Origin of the sequence: Dyella dinghuensis (assembly GCF_003977615.1) — a bacterium.
GTDB classification, from domain to species: Bacteria; Pseudomonadota; Gammaproteobacteria; order Xanthomonadales; family Rhodanobacteraceae; genus Dyella_B; species Dyella_B dinghuensis.
In genome coordinates this window covers 739195-760749 of record NZ_RYZR01000005.1, presented here as the reverse complement: position 1 = coordinate 760749, position 21555 = coordinate 739195, and the positions used below count along the sequence as shown (strand labels likewise).

Annotated in this window: 14 protein-coding genes; 10 read left to right on the top strand and 4 right to left on the bottom strand. The window is 57.5% G+C overall.

The window, feature by feature from the left end; all coding sequences use genetic code 11:
• Positions 1-11: 11 nt before the first annotated feature.
• Positions 12-1013, bottom strand: coding sequence for a zinc-dependent alcohol dehydrogenase family protein (locus EKH79_RS10960; protein ID WP_126673817.1), 1002 nt, complete (start codon positions 1011-1013; stop codon positions 12-14).
• Between the two features lie 121 nt (positions 1014-1134).
• Between EKH79_RS10960 and EKH79_RS10955 the strand changes: the two genes are divergently transcribed.
• The 3 genes from EKH79_RS10955 to EKH79_RS10945 all read left to right on the top strand — a co-directional run bounded on the left by EKH79_RS10955 (position 1135) and on the right by EKH79_RS10945 (position 4985).
• Positions 1135-1986, top strand: coding sequence for a LysR family transcriptional regulator (locus tag EKH79_RS10955; RefSeq protein ID WP_126673816.1), 852 nt, complete (start codon positions 1135-1137; stop codon positions 1984-1986).
• Between the two features lie 135 nt (positions 1987-2121).
• A complete protein-coding gene (locus EKH79_RS10950) occupies positions 2122-4002 on the top strand; it encodes a CocE/NonD family hydrolase (protein ID WP_126673815.1) in 1881 nt (626 codons plus the stop codon).
• A 278-nt stretch (positions 4003-4280) separates the two neighbouring features.
• A complete protein-coding gene (locus EKH79_RS10945) occupies positions 4281-4985 on the top strand; it encodes a response regulator transcription factor (protein WP_126673814.1) in 705 nt (234 codons plus the stop codon).
• A gap of 104 nt (positions 4986-5089) precedes the next feature.
• Here EKH79_RS10945 and EKH79_RS10940 read toward each other — a convergent pair whose 3' ends face one another.
• Positions 5090-6544: a sensor histidine kinase gene (locus tag EKH79_RS10940; protein ID WP_126673813.1), complete on the bottom strand. Its 1455-nt coding sequence runs from the start codon at positions 6542-6544 to the stop codon at positions 5090-5092.
• Positions 6545-6859: 315 nt separating this feature from the next.
• Between EKH79_RS10940 and EKH79_RS10935 the strand changes: the two genes are divergently transcribed.
• Positions 6860-10177 carry a protease pro-enzyme activation domain-containing protein gene (locus EKH79_RS10935; RefSeq protein ID WP_126673812.1) on the top strand — a complete coding sequence of 1106 codons (3318 nt, stop codon included), beginning with the start codon at positions 6860-6862 and terminating at the stop codon, positions 10175-10177.
• Between the two features lie 94 nt (positions 10178-10271).
• On the opposite strand, the gene EKH79_RS10930 is transcribed toward EKH79_RS10935, so the two are convergent.
• On the bottom strand, positions 10272-11237 hold the full coding sequence (locus EKH79_RS10930) for a GlxA family transcriptional regulator (RefSeq protein ID WP_126673811.1): 966 nt from the start codon (positions 11235-11237) through the stop codon (positions 10272-10274).
• A gap of 122 nt (positions 11238-11359) precedes the next feature.
• Here EKH79_RS10930 and EKH79_RS10925 point away from each other — a divergent pair, with 122 nt between their 5' ends.
• The 6 genes from EKH79_RS10925 (at position 11360) to EKH79_RS10900 (ending at position 20563) form a co-directional block, all read left to right on the top strand.
• Positions 11360-12001: an HD domain-containing protein gene (locus tag EKH79_RS10925; protein WP_126673810.1), complete on the top strand. Its 642-nt coding sequence runs from the start codon at positions 11360-11362 to the stop codon at positions 11999-12001.
• 374 nt (positions 12002-12375) lie between these two features.
• The gene (locus EKH79_RS10920) at positions 12376-12885 is read left to right on the top strand and encodes a Dps family protein (RefSeq protein ID WP_126673888.1); all 510 of its coding nucleotides are present in this window, start codon (positions 12376-12378) and stop codon (positions 12883-12885) included.
• 556 nt (positions 12886-13441) lie between these two features.
• The gene (locus tag EKH79_RS10915) at positions 13442-16324 is read left to right on the top strand and encodes a TonB-dependent receptor (protein WP_126673809.1); all 2883 of its coding nucleotides are present in this window, start codon (positions 13442-13444) and stop codon (positions 16322-16324) included.
• A gap of 140 nt (positions 16325-16464) precedes the next feature.
• Positions 16465-18309: a glycoside hydrolase family 35 protein gene (locus EKH79_RS10910; RefSeq protein ID WP_233590272.1), complete on the top strand. Its 1845-nt coding sequence runs from the start codon at positions 16465-16467 to the stop codon at positions 18307-18309.
• Between the two features lie 73 nt (positions 18310-18382).
• On the top strand, positions 18383-19588 hold the full coding sequence (locus EKH79_RS10905) for a glycoside hydrolase family 27 protein (RefSeq protein WP_126673808.1): 1206 nt from the start codon (positions 18383-18385) through the stop codon (positions 19586-19588).
• 51 nt (positions 19589-19639) lie between these two features.
• Positions 19640-20563, top strand: a complete 924-nt coding sequence (locus EKH79_RS10900; RefSeq protein WP_233590271.1) for an aldose 1-epimerase — start codon at positions 19640-19642, stop codon at positions 20561-20563.
• A 42-nt stretch (positions 20564-20605) separates the two neighbouring features.
• On the opposite strand, the gene EKH79_RS10895 is transcribed toward EKH79_RS10900, so the two are convergent.
• Positions 20606-21328 (bottom strand): FadR/GntR family transcriptional regulator, encoded by a 723-nt coding sequence (locus tag EKH79_RS10895; protein WP_126673806.1) that lies wholly within the window; start codon positions 21326-21328, stop codon positions 20606-20608.
• Positions 21329-21555 lie beyond the last annotated feature (227 nt).

The following is a 21555-nucleotide window of genomic DNA, read 5'->3' as shown; positions in this document are numbered from 1 at the left end:
TCGCGTTTGCGTCAATGTTGAATGCTGACTACGACTTTTCCTTGCGCTTGCTGCTTCTCGATAAGTGCGTGCGCCGCGCCGACGTCGTTCAAGGCGAAGGGGTGCGGATCCACCTGCGGCTTGATCATTCCCGCTTCGGCCAAACGCGTGGCTTCGCGCAGGATGTCTCCGTGATGCGCCTTGCCTTCGCCGGTCAACAGCGGCAGTAACGTGAACACACCGGAGTAGGTGGCAGCGCGGAAGGACAGCGGCGCCAATGCATGCGTGCCCCATCCCAACGAACTGACGACGTGGCCGAAACGCGACACCGCTTTGAAGGAAGCATCGAGACTTGCGCCGCCAGCGGTGTCATACACGACATCGAAACCGCGTCCGGATGTATACGCAGCGACATAGTCTTCGACCTGTTGTTGCTGGTGATCGATCGGCGTGGCACCCAGTTGTTCTATCACGCCAGCGCGCGATGCCGCGCCCGTAGCGAAGACGGTCGCACCGAACGCGCGCGCGATTTGAATGGCGATGCTTCCGACACCGCCGGCACCGCCTTGCACCAGCACGGTTTGTCCGGCACGCAATTGCGCGCGATCGATCAAACCTTCCCACGCCGTAATGAAGATGAGCGGCAATGACGCGGCCTCGCGCATACTGAAATGAGAAGGTTTCAGTGCAAGCAGGCTCGCATCGACCGCTGCGTATTGGGCGAGCGATCCTTGAACGCCACCGACACCGCCGGTCATGCCATACACCTCATCGCCGACCCGGAATTCAGTGACATTCGGCCCGACGGCGTCGACGACGCCGGCCAAATCGATACCGAGGATCGCCGGTAGCGGATGCCGAGCGTGTTCGGCAGCGCCGCTGCGGATCTTCAGATCGAGTGGATTGACGCCACTGGCCATGACACGCACCAGCACCTGGCCGGAACGCGGCACGGGCCGGGCGATGTCGGTCAGGCGAAACGGGGCGCCGTAGTTTTCCAGCACGGCGGCTTTCATGGAGGTGGACTTGGTCACGGCTCACTCGGCAATCAGGGGACTGATGGCTAAGCTACGCTCACTATTTTTGTATGAAAATCAAAATAAATGCATTCCGTCCATGCATAATTGCATGGACTATTAGCGATGAGGTGTGCCGATGGAATGGAGCGATCTCCGCGTTTTCCTGGCCATCGCGCGCGAAGGAACGCTTGGCGCCGCCGCCCGCAAACTGGGGCAAACGCAGCCCACGATGGGCCGGCGATTGCAGGCGCTCGAACGGGCACTGGGACATCAGCTGTTTCAGCGCACCAAGGATGGGTTCGTGTTGACGGACGAAGGTGCTGCCGTACTCAGTCACGCCGAGCGTATGGAGGAAGAGGCGCTCGCTTTTCAACGTCAACTCACCGGACAGGAACAGCAACTCGATGGCATGTTGCGCATCACTTCGTCGGATTGGTTTGCCGAATACATCCTGACGCCGGTCATTGCCGAGTTCTCAAAACAGTATCCGCGCGTGATCATCGAACTGCTTACCGATTCGCGCTTTTTCAGCCTGTCGCGGCGCGAGGCGGACCTGGCGTTTCGCATTCAACCGTTCGACGAACCCGATGTCGTCTCGCGCAAGCTTTTGCGTATGCCCTACGGTGTGTATATCGCGTCAGATTACCCGCGCCCGGAAACCGGCGATGGTACCGGCGCATCGTTGCTGGTAATGAATGTCGCTTTTGGCGGCATGCCCGAAGTGGCGTGGTTGCAACGCATGCTTCCGCATGCGCATGTCGGCTTTCGCAGCAACGCCCGCTCTGTGCAGGCGCGTATGTGTGTCATGGGTGCAGGGGTCGCCGTATTGCCGCGCCCGCTCGGCGATACCATCGACAACCTGCAGCGCATCGATCTGGGCGAAGAGCCGCCCACGCGCGACGTCTGGGTTGGTTATCACCGCGATATGCGGCGCCTCGCCCGATTGCGCGCACTGCTGGATATGGTCGTCGATCAATTGGCGAATTGAGTAGAAGACGAGCGGAAAAGATCGCTTTACCGCCGCATCGCGACGTGTGGCACTTGCCATACCAATGGCTTGCGCATTACTTATCGATGATCACGCGACCCGCACATCACCGCACAACGACTGGGGAGTTTCACGATGTTACTTGGCATAACGCTCGCCATGCTTCTCGCCGGCCAGTCCGCGGCCGTGACGCCGGACATGATCCAGCAAGGCAGCGATCTCCCCAAGACATGGAATCCACCCAGGACGGCTTACAACTACGTCCGCCGGGAAGTGATGATCCCGATGCGCGATGGCGTGAAGCTGCACACGATCATCGTCATACCCAACGGCGCCAAAAATCTTCCGATGCTGCTCGATCGCGGGCCGTATGGCGCATCGAACGATGTGGACAAGAACGTTCCGGTTCTGCGCGATGCCGTGTGGTCGGCGTTGCGCGAATGGGTGGACGACGGCTACATCTTCGTATCGCAGGATATTCGCGGCAAAAACGGTTCGGAAGGCGATTTTGTGATGACGCGGCCGCCGCGTGGCCCGCTCAATCCCAGCACGACCGATGACACCACTGACGCGTATGACACGCTCGCGTGGCTCGTCAAAAATGTGCCTGAATCCAACGGCAAAGTGGGCATGATCGGATCGTCCTACGACGGTTGGACGGTGGCGATGGCATTGCTCGGCCCGAACCCTGCATTGAAAGTTGCCGCACCACAAAGTCCGATGGTCGATGGCTGGCGCGGCGACGACTGGTTCCATAACGGCGCGTTCCGCCAAGGCAATCTCGATTACTTCACCGAGCAAAGCACCGTTGCCGGTGCGGCCGATCCGGTGCCGCGCGTCGGTTACGACGACTATCAGACTTACTTGAATGGCGGCGCCGCAGGTGTCTACGCCGAGGCGCATGGCTTTCAACAACTGCCATGGTGGAACCGCCTCTCCGCGCATCCCGCGTACGACGCGTTCTGGCAATTGCAGGCGCTGGACAAGCTGGAAGCTGCGCACCCGTCGCGTGTTCCGACCATGTGGCTACAGGGACTGTGGGATCAGGAAGACATCTACGGCGCCGTGCACACATGGGAAGCGCTCAAGAAGGCGGGTGCCGTCGCCAACAATCATCTCGTGCTCGGCCCGTGGTACCACAGTCAGATCAATCGCGCGGGCGAATCGCTCGGCCCGCTGAAATGGAACGGCGATACATCGGCTGATTTCCGCAAGAATGTCCTGATTCCGTTCTTCGATCAGTATCTGAAAGACGAGAAGCCTGCGAAGCCGTTGCCGCGCGTGATGGTTTTCGAGCCGTCGGAAAAACACTGGGAAGCACTATCGGATTGGCCGGGTGTGCAACGCCTCACGCCGATGTATCTCGGCGCGAATCATCAGTTGAGCTTCGATCGTCCTGCGGACGGCGAGGATAGCTATGTGTCCGATCCAGACAAGCCGGTGCCCTTCGTGCCGCAGCCTGTTCGCTTCAGCGATCACGCGCAGTGGAGCACCTGGTTACTGCACGATCAGCGTTTCGCTGCCAGTCGCCCCGATGTGATCACCTTCCAGACGGCGCCACTGGATCACGCCGTGCGTTTGCAAGGCAATCCCATTGCGGACATCTTCGCGAAAATAACCGGCACGGACGTCGACTTCGTGGTGAAGATCATCGACGTCTATCCGCCAGCGTTTGCCGAACAGCCGGAAATGGGCGGTTACGAACTGCCGATCAGCATGGATATTTTCCGCGGCCGCTATCGCCAGGATCTTGCATCACCCTCGGCAATTCCGGCAGGTGTAGTACAGGAATACAAATTCGGCCTGCCACCCGTCAATTACGTCTTCCAGCCCGGACACCGCATCATGGTGCAGATTCAATCCACCTGGTTCCCGGTGTACGACCGCAATCCGCAAACCTATGTGCCGAACATTTTCTTCGCCAAGCCGGAGGATTATCGTGCAGAGACGGTGAGCGTCATGCGTGGTACCAACGCAGGGAGTGCAGTGCTGCTGCCAGTGCAAAAGGGGCAGTAATCTTTGCCTTTTTGAATCCCTGATGCACGAGGTCACACGAACTGCCGCATCTCAGGTTGTTAAGTCTGGAGTTTGTTCTTGTAAAGTCGTGAATGCCCGCTTTCGGCTACCAAGTTGGTCAGAGCCCGCAACACACTAAAGATCGTGTTCGTGTTTATCGTCGAATTGCTTGGGAGTTTGCTCATTTAAATTGGCGCTTGGTTTTATGCGCTTCATACAGGGAAGGTAGGGTTTGATTCGCATGCTTAGTAGCCTGCCTTGTGCGTGGAAAATAAAAGATGAATTCGATTCATGCTGTCAAAGCCCCTTTGCGCGTGCTCATGCTCGAAGACGACGAGCTGCTGAGAGACCGTGTGCTGGTACCTCAGTTGCAGCGTTTTGGTTTTGACATTACCGCCGTCGGTTCTGCGGCAGAATTGGATCGCTATACGCAGGCCCATTGGCCCGACATTCTGATCCTCGATGTAGGTTTGCCGGATGCTGACGGCTTCGAGCTTACGTGTAAGCTCCGCGCGCAAATGAGCGATGTGGGTATTGTCATGTTGACTGGGCGTAACACCACAGCCGATCGGGTGCGAGGTCTTTCGGAGGGTGCGGACGCTTACCTCACCAAACCAGTGGATACCGATCTGCTTGCTGCAACGTTGTACAGTGTTGCGCGACGGCTACGTGCTTCGCAGGCACAGACTCAGCGCCATTGGCGCCTGGATGCGGACGACTGGTGTCTGCTTTCCCCGTCGGGTGGCATGGTGGCGCTCACCAAGACCGAGGGACGCTTACTCTCGAAGTTGCTGGAAAAGCCCAACCAAGCGGTATCGCGCGATGAATTGATCAAGGCGCTGACAGCTAACGTTTATGACTTCGATCCGCACCGCCTCGATTCCTTGATTCACCGGTTACGCAAGAAAGCGCAGCGAGTGCTTGGCGTGCCGTTGCCGCTGACCGCGGTTCACGGCGAGGGGTATGTCTTTCTACTGATTTGATCGATGAGCAGCGCCGTATTGCTGTCGACAGGTTTGCTCCAAGCCATTCAAATAGACAGCTGAAGCCGACTCCATCAGTCGTCAAGCTGCGATGGATGCCGCAGTCATTGTCTGCTCAGGCGCGCGATTTTCAGAGGATCTTCAAGGCCTCGCGCATACATGGATATGTCCGGGTCCAGCGCCTTGGCGAGCGGAAAACGAATTCGAAATACTGTCCCTTTTCCGATCTCGCTTTCTACTTCGATACTTCCGTCGGCATTGCGAATCAGATTGTAGACAACGGTCAGACCCACTCCCGTGCCGCTTCCAACAGGCTTGGTTGTGAAGAAAGGCTCGAATATCCGAGCTTTCGTTTCCTCCGGCATACCCGTGCCGGTATCCGCCAATACAAGAGTCACGGTAGTCGAATCAAATCGAACAACTGCTACTTCAAAGGTGCCGCCCTCAGGCATGGCATCCCGAGCGTTGGAAGCAATGTTCAATATGGCCAACTCGAATTGGCTGAGGTCGAATTCAATGAGCAGTGCTTCATTCGGGAGTTTGAAGACCAAATGCACCGTTTGTGGAAATAATTGGCGAAGCATGAGTTCCACATCCCGAATGCCTTCGGCTATGTCGAAAATTTCGACATGTGTCATATCGCGTCGGCTGAAATTGAGCAGCTTGCGGCTGATCGAATCGGCGCGACGGGCGGCCATTTCAACGCCAAGCAGCGCCTGCGCCAGTGCCATGGAGTCGGCGCTACGCTCTGCTTCGGGCTCATCCAGTCGATACCGCTCCTTCGAGAAGCCGAGGATGACCGCCAGCACATTGTTGAAATCGTGCGCGACACCCTGAGCCAATCTGCCAACCGCATCCATTTTCTGTGCATGAAGCAGCTGCTCTTGCGTGCGTTCGCGCTCCACCATTTCGTGCTGCAGCTGACGTCGATGCATATCCGATTCAGCCAATGCCTCTCGTAACGCGCCGCTGCTTCGGTCGAGAATGATGGTGATGAGCGCGTAGCTAAACGTACGGAACAGTAGATTGCTGTAGGCGGCGAAGATCGTTTTCGACGCGTCCGCGGTATGCACATAATCGGCAGTCATACCTGCGGCGAAGATGAGCAGGATCGACACATAGATTGTCCATAGCGCACGGCGACCGAGCATCAATCCACCCAGGGCAAGGGAAATGATAAGCAACGAGTCCCCTGGATTGACCCTATAGCCAAAGGTGCCATAGGCGAGCACGCCCGAAATGAGCAGTGTGGCGAGAAACTGTTTGACAGCCTGGCGAAATTTTCCAACACGAATCAGATAGAAGCCGACCCAGGCCGATACGGTCATCGCCAGATCGGTGCCTAGATCTATCGCCACGGACATGCCTTCGCCCGAAGCTGTTTTTTCGAAAAAGTGTGCCGTCATATACGGCCACTCCGATGCCAGCAGATAAATCTTGATCAGCGGTGTCCGGAGGCCCTGGAAGGCCAGCAGCCACTGCATGAACACGGCGTTTCGGCGGTCAACCGGATCGCTTATCGGTACGGCACTGAGCCAGGCTGTCAAGCGTTGCCACATGGAGTGTCTCGATCGGAAAGTCGCGCAGGGTTTTGCGCGCCGCCGAATGCTGCATTTGAAAATCGAAGGATGGTGGTGCCAATGGCCCTGGGCATCCCCCGCCCCTGGCTCATATTGCTTGGTGAGATTTGGTGAGTCGAGTGAAATTACCGTGCGTGACGGTAAACAGTTTGTTCTTTTAGCCTCGCTAGGCCTGGCTATGTCATAACAGTGTCATTCCGGCATGGCGGGGGGAGCAAGGGAACGGATTGTCAGCACTGGGTCGCCATCCGCGATCTAGCTAGAGCTGTTTACGCAAAAAAGAGGGGAGCGTGCATGTATACCCGTTGTAAGAAAGAAAAAATGCTGTCTTGGGCGGTATGCCTGGCGCTCACCGCGGGGGCGCCGCTAGGTGCCCACGCAGCTGCTGCGCAGGCAGGCCTCTTGCCGAGTTTTGCGCCGGATACCGCCCGGATCACGGATGCGATCGATAATTCGAAGACCGTCGCGGTGGGCACCAAGCCCGCGCTGGCAGTCTCGGCGAACGACGCTGGCACATTGCCGTCTACGCAGACACTCCGCAACGTAACCTTGCTGCTCAAGCGCAGTGATGCCAAGCAGAAGCAGTTCGACGCCTATGTCCAGGCTTTGACCAATGCGAGCTCGCCATACTTCCATCATTGGCTGAGCCCGACGCAGATCGGTACGATGTTCGGGCCGGCCCAGACGGATATCGACAAGGTCAAGCAGTGGTTGCAGGGACAGGGGCTGAAAGTGACCTCGGTTTCGCCCACGGGCATGATGATTCACTTCTCAGGCACCGCGGCGGCGGTAGGAAGCGCTTTTCATACGTCGCTGCATAGCTATCGCGTCAATGGCGAAACGCATTTCGCCAACACGAGCGCGCAGCAGATTCCGGCCGCGTTGGCGCCGGTGGTGGTGGGAGCGGCCTCGCTCACCAACTTCTTCCCGAAGGCGCTGCATACCGACGTTGCCACCGTGACCAAGGACAAGCACACGGGTAAATGGAAGACAGTGACAAAGGCGGCGGGTGCGCCACAGTTTACGGTCCCACCCGGCACGATCGAGACGGAGACGACCTATGACGTCGCCCCGGCCGACTTCAACACGATCTACAACGTCACCCCCTTGTGGAACCAAAGCACGCCGATCCGTGGCGCAGGCCAGACCGTGGCCGTGCTGGAGCGCACGGATGTATTGCCTGCCGACGTGCAAACCTTCCGTAGCGCGTTCTTGCCAGCCAATGCGCTGGGTACGATCGCGTATATCAACCCGTTACAAGCAGCCGGCGATACCAGTTGCCCAGATCCGGGCACCAACGGTGATGAGGGTGAGGCGGCATTGGATACCGAGTGGATCGGCGCAGCCGCCCCCGATGCCAATGTCGTGTTCGCTTCTTGCGATGACGCAAACAGTCCGACCTTTGGCCCGTTCACGGCCGCGGAAAATCTGCTGACCGGTTACACCACGCCGATCCCGGCAGTGTTCAGCCTGAGCTACGGTGAATGTGAGGCCGATGGCTTTGTGGATGGCATGGCCAATGAGGCTGGTGATCTTTGGGAGCAAGCTGCTGCCCAGGGCGTGACGGTTTTCGTAGCATCCGACGATGCTGGTTCGGCAGGTTGTAATCAGGACCAGAAGGCTGCGTATCAGGGTCTTGCGGTTAACGGCTTGGCCTCGACACCCTTCAACGTTGCAGTGGGCGGTACCGACTTCAACGACTTCACGAACTACGGGCCGTACTGGACTTCAGGCAATCTTGCCCTCAATCAGTCGGCAATCAGCTATATCCCGGAAATGACCTGGAACGACTCCTGCGCCAGTAGCGTGCTGGATGGTGTGCTTGGCTATAGTAATGGCGTGCAAGCCTGCAACGATCCTGCGACGCTGTATCTGAATACTGCCGGTGGCGGTGGTGGTTACAGCACGAACTGGAGCTTGTCGCTGCCGCAGGTCGGCATTTATGGCGCCATCGAATACGGCACGCGCATGTTGCCGGACGTATCGCTGTTTGCCGCCAATGGTCTGTATGGCCATGCGCTGGTGTTCTGCATGTCCGACCAAACGGAGGGAGGTACGGCGTGTAGTTACACCGACCCCGATAACGTGCTGTACAACAGCGCTGGCGGCACCTCCTTCGCGGCGCCCGCGATGGCCGGTGTGCAGGCACTGATCAACCAGGCGACGGGCCAGGCAAACGGTAACATTCTGCCAGCGCTGTACAGCATCGCGAACAAGGAATACGGCACGGTTGGATCGCCCAATACGGCGATGTTGAATGCATGTAATTCCAGTAACGGTGCAAGCGTTGAAAGCACATGCGTGTTTAACAACGTCACTGTGGGTAACAGCGCTGTGCCATGCTACGGCGGGACCGTCGACTGCTACACGGGCAACGGCCTCAACAGCTATGGCGTACTCAGTGCAGGTGGTTTTGACTCGTTGGATCCGGCATGGAATACCAGCTCCGGTTACAACGTGGCGACGGGCCTTGGCAGCATTAACGCGGCCAACCTGGTCAACGCGTTAAAGAAGTTCTACACACCGTTCAAGAATGGCTACAGCGCACCGTCCGATTATCTTTCGTCGGCCTATGAAGCTTATGGCGACGGATATAGCGACATCGCGGTGGTCGATCCGGTGAAGGGTACCTTCCTGCAGCTGGGTATGAAGGGCAGCGTGGTGCTGAACAACGTGTCGCAATCCGTTTCGCCGGGCTACACGATTGGCGCGATAGGCGAGTTCTACTCCGCTGAGGCGCACAGTGTGTTCGCTCCAGAAGGCACTGCCATCGGTTCGGTCGCGTGGACGGGTCCCGATAACCAATTGTACGTGTGGTTGTCTGATGGCCTGGGTGGCGTGGCTTCCAACGGCAGTAGCAATTACTACGCTGGGGCAGTCGGCGTGCCGTATCCGGCGGGCTGGCAGTTGATGGGCGCTGCGAATTTCGACGGCGCCGGTTCTGACGAGTTGTTCTGGTGGAACAGTGCGACGGGGCAGATCGGCTGGTGGCAGCTTTCGGTGACGGAACTGCGGGTGCTTGGCCATGCTTCTATCCACATGGGTGCTACTACTTCGCCTCTCATTAGCGCCGCTACGGGCTATGTGCCGCATCTGGCTGATGTCAACGGTGATGGTTACGCAGACATCGTCTGGACGAGCAAGACCGACAACAGCGTCTATGTGTGGATCAACGACCAGCAGGGGGGCTTCGTCCCTCATGCGATTCAGAATCACGCGGAAGGCTTCACGCTATTTGGCGCGGGCGATGTGGCGGGTAATGGTGTGACGTCTCTGTTCTGGACGAACCCGGCCACGAACCAAATGCAAGTGTGGAACATGAATGGCTTTGAAGTGACAAGCGTGAAGACCATGAGCGTCACGCCGGGTTACACCATGGCTAGCATCGCTGATTACGATGGTGATGGTCTGGCGGACATCCTGTGGGTCGGTACTGCGGGCGATGTGTACGAGTGGCTGAGCGACGGCAACGGTGGATTTATTTCCCAGCGAGTGGCTGACGCATCTGGCAATCCCCTAGTGATTCCGGCCGGCTCGCAGATCCAGCCGAATCGTCTGCAGGGAGGTACCGTTACCTCGGGCGTCGATACAGCGGTTGGTGTTAGCCACTAAGGCGCAGGCATAAACTCAAGCTGCGACATGAGGCCGGGCAGTCATGCCCGGCCTCATGTTTTATGTGAATTCAAAAACGCGCACGGCGGATCGGCTATTGAAGCTGCAACGTATGCTGTTTGCGGTACTCCGCGGGCGTAACGCCAACGTGTTTCTTGAATGCGCGGCGTAGTGTGTCTGCATTGGCAAAGCCGCATTTGGATGCAACCAGCTTTGGTGTGTCGTGCCCATTTTCCAATAGCGTCCGCGCCGTAGTGACACGACTGGCCTCCACCCATGCTGCGGGTGTTATGCCGACTTCCGCATGGAATAGACGTGCGAAGTGCCGCGGACTTAATCCCGCGCGCTTTGCCAGGCTGGCGATGCTGTGATCCAGATCCGGCGTGGCAGCAACCCAGCGCTGAACTTCCTGCAACACGGAGTGCCCGATAGGCCGGGTTTCGCCTTTTCGGCTGAACTGCAATTGGCCGCCCGGCCGCTTGAAATACATGACCAACTGGCCAGCGACACGCTTGGCGATATCGCGGCCTAAATCTTCCTCCACCAGAACGAGTGCCAGATCCAAACCCGCCGTTACACCCGCGGCAGTACGTAGCTTTCTGTCGCGGACATAAAGTGCGTCCTCGTCAATCTGTATCTTGGGATATGCGCGAGCGAGATCTTCAGCCGCTGCCCAATGCGTCGTGACGTGATGCCCGTCCAGCAAACCCGTTGAAGCAAGCACGAAGGCACCCGTGCAAATCGATCCATAACGCCGGCTGCGCTTGGCCGTTGTTCGTAACCATTTAAGGATGTGAGGCGATAGCGCGATCTTTCCGGCATTTGGGGCGCCAGCAACCAGCAACGTGTCGATGCGCTCATTCCCTTCGCCGGCGATTTCGTCGGGTAGCAGGCGCACTCCGGACGAGCTGTGGACAGGGCCGCGCTGACAGGCGATCACCTTGAGCGCGTAGAACGTCTTGCCCGCTTCGATATTCGCTTGCGCAAACACATCCAGTGGGCCGGAAACATCGAGTAACTGGGCACCCGGCAAGGCAACGACAGCCACGGTTTTGGCCATGAGAGATGAGTTTCCCGTGCGTCCGCATGACGCGCGAAATGGCAGTATATGACGTATTACGTCTATTGAGGACAGAAATCAAGACCGGGAGAATTGATGTCCCCAGCCTATGGAGATCCCCCATGTCCCTCACTATCAATGGCATTGCTGTTCCCGACAGCCAGCTCGCTCGTGAAATCACCGATGTGGTTCGCGATACTGTTTCTCCATTGCTGTTCCATCATTCCAGTCGCGTGTATTACTTCGGTGCGTTGGCCGGCAAGCATCGCGGATTGAAGTTCGATCCGGAATTGCTTTACTGCGGCGCCATGTTCCACGACATGGGGCTGACGCAGAAATACAGCAGCGCCGATGAGCGTTTCGAGGTGGACGGCGCCAATGTCGCGCGAGACTTCCTCAAGAAACATGGCATCCATCAGCAGGACATCGACACCGTGTGGACAGCCATTGCGCTGCACACTACGCCAGGTATTCCCAAGCATATGCATCCGTTGATTGCACTGGTTACGGCGGGCGTAGAAATGGACGTGCTTGGCATGGCGTATGACCAATACAGCGATGCCGAGCGAGATGCCGTTGTGCAAGCACATCCGCGTGGCAACCAGTTCAAAGAAGACATCATCCAGACGTTTTACAACGGCATCAAGCACAAACCCGAAACCACGTTCGGCAACGTCAAGGCCGACGTGCTTGCGGATAAAGACCCGCATTTTCATCGCGGGAACTTTTGCAGCGTAATTCGCGGTTCGGCCTGGGCGGCTTGACGTCATACGTTTTGGCAAACGATCTCACCTGATTGGGTAAGTGTGCGTCGTCTACATAGACGCGGGCTATCAACGGCATTGAAACAATGAAATTCCAGTGATCTGTAGCCCGGATTAGAGTGAGTTCACTGCGATAGACATCCAAATGCCGAGCGAGACGCTGCCGTAGGTGCACGCGATCTTGCTTGGACGGGCAAGTGTGCGCCGGACATAAGACGGCGCCACGCATTCATTGAGAGCGCTGGCATGAACGACAAATCCAAATCTCCCCATCTCGACAGCTGCACGAAGACCGACTCCGCATACAGACCCGGCGTCGCAGCGACGGTAATCCGCCTCGCCGTCAATAAAACCCATGGAGGTGCATGATGGACATGTCCTTGACCAAGGCGCACAGCCAGACTGTCGCGGCGACTACGGTGCCGAGCGGCATAAGCGCGATGGCGGTTTCCGAAATATCGATCAGCCTGAACCTCTTATTGGCCGATATGTTCGCGCTGTTTTTCAAAGCGAAGAACTTTCATTGGCACATGACCGGGCCGCATTTTCGCGACTATCACCTGCTGCTGGATGAACAAAGTGCGCAGATTTTCGCGGCAACGGATCTCATCGCGGAACGGGTACGCAAGCTCGGTGGGACGACGTTGCGTTCGATGGCGCATGCCGTCAGGCTGCAACGTACCGCCGACAACGACAGCGAATATGTGGCGCCGCGTGACATGCTGGTCGAGCTGCTGGAAGACAATCAGCAGCTCGCTGTCCAATTGAGAGACGCACACGCGCTATGCGATACCCACGGAGACGTAGCATCGGCCAGCCTTATCGAGAACTGGATCGACGAAGCCGAGGGCAGGGCGTGGTTTCTCGCGGAGACGATCGCGTAGCGAATCTATCCGCGCAAAAGGAACGAATGAAGGGGTGCACATCCGTGCACCCCTTCATTTTTCTTGCGCGCGCGAAAGCATCTTCAAAAAGATCGAGAGTCTTAATAGGTACCTTCGAAACCGGTACGGTGGCGAGTCGCATGTGAAAAATCAGGGCGACCTTTTGGTATCGCTGAGCATGCCCGCTCCTGCGTGCCATCCGCGTGTTGATCCAACGCCAGCATTCTTTCTGCGCAGCCCGATAGGCCATGTCGCCGTCACCGGAATGTTGCGCTGCAGCTTGTCGCCCGTTACGGGAATATTATTATCCTAAAATAATACTATTGGAGACGCGCAGGCAGCGGCGACAGACAATCCGAAGCGATTGTCCCGGCAATCCGGCCGATCCAATGGGTTGCTTTACGACATGGCTCACGAATCGCCAACGAGCGGGGGCGGCGCTCGGGTGACGTGGCCAACGGGGTAGTGCGGCATCAAGCAGAGCAGACCGGCTTGGCGGGGACGTGAGGTCATGTCCGCCGTTGCGTACATGTTTACGTAATTTAAGGGGCAATCCATGCAACGAACCAAATTGACGTTTTCGGTGTGTCAGGCGCTGGCGATAATGACGGGTGCGTGTGTGATCGGTTACGGCACACAAGCGCACGCACAAACAAATACGCCCGCATCGGCTACCGGCACACCTGCATCTGCGCCGTCGGCCCAGAGCAGTGCTGCTGGAGGCACTGGCACAGCGGATGACAAGAAAAAAGCCAGCGACAAGAAAGTGACTGACTTGAGCGTGGTGACCGTCAGCGGCCAGCTCGACGCGATCCGCCGTGCTCAATCGATCAAACAAAATTCGGTCAATACCGTCGATTCGATTTCCGCGGAAGAGGCCGGGAAATTTCCCGACCCCAATGTCGCCGATGCGTTGCAGCGCGTGCCCGGCGTGTCAGTGGATCGAAGCGGCGGTGAATCCGATCAGATCGCGATCCGCGGCTTTGGCCCCGATTTCGTGGCGGTGACTATCAACGGCCGCCAGATGGCCACCGCGTCCGGTTCGCGCGCTTTCGATTTCGATGTGCTTCCCTCAGACATCATCAGCGTCGCCCAGGTGAACAAAACGTCGTCGGCCGATATTCCCGAGGTCGACATCGGTGGCGTCGTGGATATTCAAACGGCGCGACCGCTGGACTTTAGCGGGTTCCACGCAACGGGCACTGCCGCAGGGGTCAATAGCAACCTGACCGGCAGCTGGTCCGGCAAGACCACGCCAAAGGTATCAGGCCTGACCGGTTGGACCAATTCGGATCACACCTTCGGCTGGCTGGCGTCCGTGCAGTACTACAAGCGCGACGATACCCAGATCAATACGCAGGCAAACTCCTGGTACGTCAACCAGAATATTTCGCAGCTTTCCGGTTTGAACAACCCCAAGTACACGAACGTCGCCATACCTGAAACGCTGGCCAACAATGTCGTGGTCGAAGAGCGCACGCGCAAGAGCTTCACCGGCGCGATCGACTGGCACCCGATCGACCGCCTGACGTTCAAGTTCGACACCCTGTACGCGGGCTATCGCATCGACCCGTTGGAACATGAATTTGGCGAATACGGAAACAGCGGTGATTTCCAGTCGCTCACCACCGATGCCAACAATACCGTGCTGAGCTATGTGCGAAAGAACACCGGTGTCATGTCGAACGACTATGTCGTTGCCTACAACCCAAGCAACGAAATAATGAATCAGAACGGATTGAACGTGGCTTTTGATTTCGATCCGTCGACCGTACTCACATTGGACGTATCCAACTCCAAAGCCTGGAACAAGGAAAGCGCGGACGGTTTCTTCACCGTGATCGGTGCACGCAACGTCGGCGTCAATCCGACCTGGACCAACAATGGCGACAACGAACCGCCGAGCTATACCAATATCATCTCCACCACCAACCTCAACGACCTGTATGCGCACTGCTGCAACGCGGGCGGTCAGTCGAACAACGTTACGGAAGGCATCACCGAGTATCAGCTGAATCTCAACAAGAGTTTTGATAGCGGCCTCTTGTCCAACCTCGAATTCGGCATCCAGGAAAATCGCGAATACAACAAGTCGGTGGACCTGACCACACCGGATGGCATTCTCTGCAATGCGTACTGCGGCTACGCCGTGTCCGTGCCGGCCAGCGTTGTCGGCGCTTACATCTACACCCCTCCAGCTCCGATCAACGGCGTTTCGCAACCCGGATTGCCAAGGCAATGGATTCAATACAACGCGCTTGCGTATATCAATTGGTTGACCACACCGGCAGCCTACAATCAATTGACGCCCGCCAAACGCACCGCGCTGCTCGCCGCATTGGCTCAGTACCACAGCTTTGGGCCGCAACCCGATCCCGGGAGCTTCAACGAGGTGGAGGAAAACAACAAGGCAGCCTTCGCCAAGGCGGTTTTTGACGGCACGTTGTGGGACAAGTCGTGGACTCTCGACGTCGGTGTGCGCTATTTGCACGTAGACTCGGAGTCTCAGGCTATCTTTCAGGAGCCCACCAGTTACTACATCAGTCCAACCGATAGCAGTGCAGGTCAGGTTACGTACGGACCGCTGCAGCCGCAGGAAGCAACGGGTGGATACCATAAATGGTTACCGGCACTTAATTTCAAGCTCAATCTGACCGACAACCTGATTTACCGTTTTGCACTCTCCAAAACGCTGACGCCGCCTGAGCTGAGTAATCTGTACTACAACCAGAGCTTCGGCACACGACCCGAATCGCTGACGATCAGCCAGGGTAACCCCGAACTTCAGCCTTACACGTCGAGAAACTATGACACAGGCATGGAGTGGTACATCAACGACGTCAGCTATCTTGCCTTTGAAGGTTTTTACAAGAAGGTCAGCAACTTCAGCACGATTGTAAGTACGCCGGTGGAGTTCCTCGGTCAAACGTGGTCTTTGAGCGAGCCGATCAATTTGAACTCGGCGAATATTTACGGTGAGGAACTGACTTTCAACTATCAGTTTGCGCACCTACTGCCTGCGCCTTTTGACGGTCTGGGCATGGCTTTCAACTATACCCACGTCAATAGCAGCGCGACGCTAAGTCCAGGCACGATCAGCACCTCCGGTAAATTTGCCGTGCCGGGCATCGGCGATTCGGCCAACCTCAGCGGTTATTATGAAAAAGGACCCTGGCAGGTACGTCTCGCCTACAACTGGCGCGGAAAATATCTGGAGAGCATTGCTTACGGGTCGGGGGCTCAGCCTGAGAACCGCACCTCGTACGGCGAGCTGGACTTGAGCGCAAGCTACAAAGTCAACAACCATCTTTCGCTGTTCGTTACCGGCACCAATTTGACCCAGTCGCATCTTTACGACTACTCCGTTTATCCGAATCGGTTCCTCTATGCCGAGGCGGATGGCACTGTGTATACCGTCGGTGTTCGCGGCACCTTCTGAAGCATGTCGTGGCATGGCGATCGGTTCCACGCATGACTTTGGAATGGACGTCCATGTAACGACTCCGGTAGGTTTCTGGCAGGTTGAGTGACGTGTTGGCCAAAAGAAGACACGTCGGTAGTTCAAGGCGAGGGGTTTCGATGAATGTATTGAAAAGTATTTCGATGGGCGTTGGACTTGGTGTTTTATTGGCCAGCAACGTTTCTGCCGCGACGACCGCCACGGCGCGCGGCCTTACCATCGAGCAGGGTCATTTCACGTTCGATGGCAAGCCTTTCCGCATCATCTCTGGCGAAATGCACTACCCGCGCATCCCCCGCGAGTATTGGCGCGCGCGCTTGAAAATGGCCAAGGCGATGGGTTTGAACACCATCACCACCTACGTGTTCTGGAATGCGCATGAGGCGGAGCCCGGTCATTACGATTTCAGCGGACAGAATGATGTCGCCGAGTTCATCCGCGAGGCGCAGCAAGAAGGTCTCTATGTGATTCTTCGTCCCGGCCCTTACGTCTGCTCGGAATGGGAATTCGGTGGCCTGCCGGCGTGGCTGTTGAAAGACAAGGACACGCAGGTGCGCAGCACAGATCCAAAGTTCATGCAGCCGGCCCAACGTTGGTTGCAGCGCCTCGGTCAGGAACTTGCACCGTTGCAGTACAGCCGCGGCGGCAACATCATCGCCGTGCAGGTCGAAAACGAGTACGGCAGTTTTGGTCATGATGACGCGTATCTGGAACAGATTCGTCAGGATCTGATCGACAGCGGTTTCAACACTTCTTTGTTCTATACCTCCGACAGTGCCGAGCAGCCGGGTTCTTTGCCGGACCTGCTCAAGGTGATCAACTTCGGCGTTGGCCACGCGCACGAAAAATTCGCGCAGCTGCACACGTGGCAGCCGGGCGGTCCCTATATGGCGGGCGAATATTGGGTGGGCTGGTTCGATCACTGGGGCGCGCCTCATCATGTGATCGGCGCCGAGAAGGTCGCTACCGAACTGGCGTGGATACTGCAGCAAGGCTATTCGGTAAATTTCTACATGTTCCATGGCGGCACGTCGTTTGGCTGGATGAACGGCGCCAATTGGGATGACGACAGCTATCAGCCGGACGTGAACAGCTACGACTACGACAGCCCGCTCGACGAAAGCGGAAGACCCACGCCGAAGTACAACGCGCTGCGCAACGTGATCATGAAGGCGACCGGCGTAACGCCACCGCCGGTGCCGGCGACGCCAGCGACGCAGGCTATCCGCGGCATCAAGTTGGATGAGTCGGTGTCGCTGTGGGATGAACTACCGACGCCGACGGCCTCGCACGAACTGCAGACCATGGAAGCGCTGGGGCAGGCGTACGGCGACATCCTTTATCGCAAACAAGTCACCGCCGATTTTGCGGGCGAACTGCGCATCGACGGATTGCACGACTATGCGCAGGTTTACGTTGACGGTAAGCGTGTCGGCATACTCGACCGCCGGTTGAAGCAGGACCGGCTGACGCTGAAGCTGGCGAAGGGCGATACGCTGGATCTGCTGGTGCAAAACGACGGCCGCATCAACTTCGGTCAGCAGATGATTACCGAGCGCAAAGGCATCTTGGGCGGTGTCACGCTGCAAGGCCAGCCGTTGATGGATTGGCAAATCTATTCGTTGCCATTCAACGACAGCGATTCCCTGCATTACGCTCGGGTGACTTGCCAGCACGCACCTTGTTTCTATCGCGGTACGTTCGACGCACCGGTCTCGGGCAGTGCAGCGGCGGACACATTCCTTGACACAGCTGGCCTGGGCAAAGGTTTTGTCTGGCTCAACGGGCATCCGCTGGGCCGCACTTGGCGCATCGGTCCACAGCGAACCTTGTACGTACCAGGAGCGTGGCTGAAGCCGCACGGCAATCAGCTGGTTGTGCTGGACTTGCTGGTCGAAGGCCGACCCGTGCTGAATACGTTGAAGCATCCCGTGCTGGGCACGACCACCGTGCCGGCGCCTTGAAGCATCGCTGACGATTGGCGCAGCCCACTCCGATACCTACCCGATCTCGTTTTACGCTAGTGGAGAAAAATCGATGAACCGTTCTCTTGCACATGTGCTGCGCGCCGCGGCGCCTTTCGCAATCGTTCTTGCCATCTCGGCCACTGCCTCGCCCGTTCGCGCGGACCAGGCAACGCCGACATTGCCGCAGATGGGTTTCAACAACTGGAATTCCACACACTGCCGTGACGAATTCAACGAGGCAATGATCCGTGGCATCGCCGACAAGTTCATCAGTTTAGGGTTGCGCGACGCCGGCTATCGCTACGTCAACGTCGATGACTGCTGGGCCAATTGGCAGCGCGACAAGAACGGCCAGTTGCAAGCCAATCCCAAACGCTTTCCCAGTGGCATGAAGGCGTTGGCCGATTACATCCACCAACACGGTCTCATGTTCGGCCTGTACTCCAGTGCGGGGACATCCACCTGCGAGCCGTTACAGGAAAACCGCGGCTTTCCCGGCGGCCTCGGCCACGAGAAGCAGGATGCCGCGACGTTTGCATCGTGGGGTGTGGACTATCTGAAGTACGACAACTGCAATAACCAGAAGATCGATGCACAGCAGCGCTATACGGCCATGGCCGAGGCGTTGCGTGGAAGCGGCCGGCATATCTTCTACAGCGTTTGCGAATGGGGTCAGAACAAGCCGTGGCTATGGGCAGGCAAGCCGCCGGTCGATGCCAACTCCTGGCGTACCACCGACGACATTCGCGACGAATATGCTTCCATGCTGAAGATCTTCAAGCAGAACGTGGTGCTTGACGGCTATGCCAGCCCGGGCCACTGGAACGATCCGGACATGCTCGAAGTGGGCAATGGCGGCATGAGCATCAGCGAATACCGCAGTCACTTCAGCCTGTGGTCGATCATGGCCGCGCCGCTGCTGATCGGCACCGACTTGCGCACGATCAAGCCCGATGCGCTACAGATTTTGCTCAACAAGGAAGTTATTGCGGTGGATCAGGATCCGCTGGGTGTGCAAGGCAAACAAGTGCGCGATACCGACGGCATACACGTGATTGTCAAACCGCTCAAGGATGGCAGTGAAGCCGTAGCAGTGTTCAACGAAACCGATGCTGCACGCGACGTCAGCGTCGATGCCAGCGAGATAGGTTTGAAGAACGCTGCGAGCTATCGCATGCGGGATCTTTGGAAGCACTCGCAGACGAAAGGCAACGGCTCCATCAAGGCCAACCTGCCGGCACATGGCATTGTGATGTATCGCATCACGGCGCTTTAAGATGCTCGCAATCTTTCCTGCTCGTCTATGTACAGTGCAGAACAGCCAGCCTTGATCGAGCAGAAAGAGCAGCTATCAGTGCTGGAAATCAGGAGCGCTGCACTGAGCGCGAGCATCGTACCCGAAGCCGGCGGCGGACTCGCCGGCTTCGACTGGCACGGACGCGGTGAGTCGATTGCTCTGATGCGTCGCCACGAGCCGATTTCGAATTCGCAGACGCATCCGATCGACCCCAATCGTTTGGCTTGTTACCCGTTGGTGCCATGGAGCAACCGCATTGCCGAAGGCGGCTTCCTCGTGGATGGACGCTGGATTGCACTGACGCCCAATCGCGAAGGAGAACCGTGGCCTATTCACGGCAGCGGTTGGCAGCGTGCGTGGCAGGTGCAATCGCATACGGCGTGTGAGGCGCAACTGTCGCTGCGCGAGTCGTCCGCAACGGCGTACAGCTATGCGGCGACGTTGAACTATGCCCTGCACGACGATGCTTTGCAGGTCGACTTGGCGGTCACCAATACCGGATCGGCGACGATGCCGTTCGGTCTCGGGTTGCATCCCTTCTTTCCTCGTCACGGCGAGGTCCACCTGCGCGCACCCGCGCCGCAGGTATGGATTAACGACGGTCAATCACCGCTGCCGATTGAGCGCGTAGCAGTTCCACCGTATTGGGACTTCAGGAACAAGCGCATGTTGCCAGGCGAAGGTCTGGATCACGCTTTTCACGCTTGGACGGGCGAAGCTGATATCCATTGGCGAGCATTACGGCTCGGTTTGCGGATCAGTGCCGACGTCGATGCGTTCGTGCTGTATACGCCAACTGATGGCGACTTTTTCTGTTTCGAACCGGTCGATCACCCCATCAACGCGGTGCATTTACCCGGAGGAGCGCTCGCCAACGGTATGACGATGTTGCTGCCGCGCGCGACGTTAGAGCATCGATTCGTCTTTAGCGTGCTCGATATGATGCAGAGTTGATGTCGCTGCTTTACTGCTCGCGATGCAGCGAATATCGAAGGCTTACTTTCGCTTGCCAGGCGACTTGCTGGCGCCACGCCGTATGTTGTCCTGCGAATCACGAACCAATTTCATCATCGCTTGCCGGGCCACATCGGGCTGCTTGGCTCGCACCGCTTCGTAGACTTTCAGATGCTGCGGCAGGGCGACATTGAAGTTGGAAGCATTGCCTGCAGACAGACGGAAGTAAGTGTCCAGGGCCGTTTCGATCACCGAAAATAACGATGACATCAGCTCGTTGTTTGCGGCTTGCAGCAGGCACTCGTGAAAGGCGAGATCCGCCTTGGCCCAGGCATCGAGATGGGTCGCTGCCTCCATGGCCTGGTATGCATCCTTCAGCACGGCCAACTGTTGTGTGGTGCGGCGACGCGCAGCGGCAGCAGCCGCCGCCGGTTCGATGATCTCACGCATCTCCACCAGCTTTTCGACGAAGCTATCCGTTGGCATTGAGGCGCAACGCCAGCCCAACACTTCGGCATCGAGCTGGTTCCAGTGCATGGGATCGCGTACGCGAGTACCGGTCTTTTGCCGGGATTCGATCAGGCCCTTGGCAGAAAGCACCTTCATCGCTTCACGCAACGCGGTGCGACTTACGTTCATCTGCTCCGCAAGCAGTTCCTCGCGTGGAAAGCTATCGCCGGCCTTTAGTTCGCCACTGACGATAAGCCGTCCCAACTCATGCACTACCTGGTTGTGCAGGTTGCGCACGGCGATGGGTTTCATCATGGCATTGAACTCCTGGGACTGGATGCATTTAAAACACGATTTGCGGCGAGTTCAACTGATCCAGTGAACTGGATAAATTATAATATAATAGGCTCTATAGCAGGTTGCCCGCGTGACGTCAGCCGGCTATCGCGATGGCATGTAGGGCGTGTTTGAAGATGCCAGTCGTTCCTCGAAAGATTTCTCCAGCCCGCGCCGCGAAGTTAAGCGCTGAAAACATCGCCGGA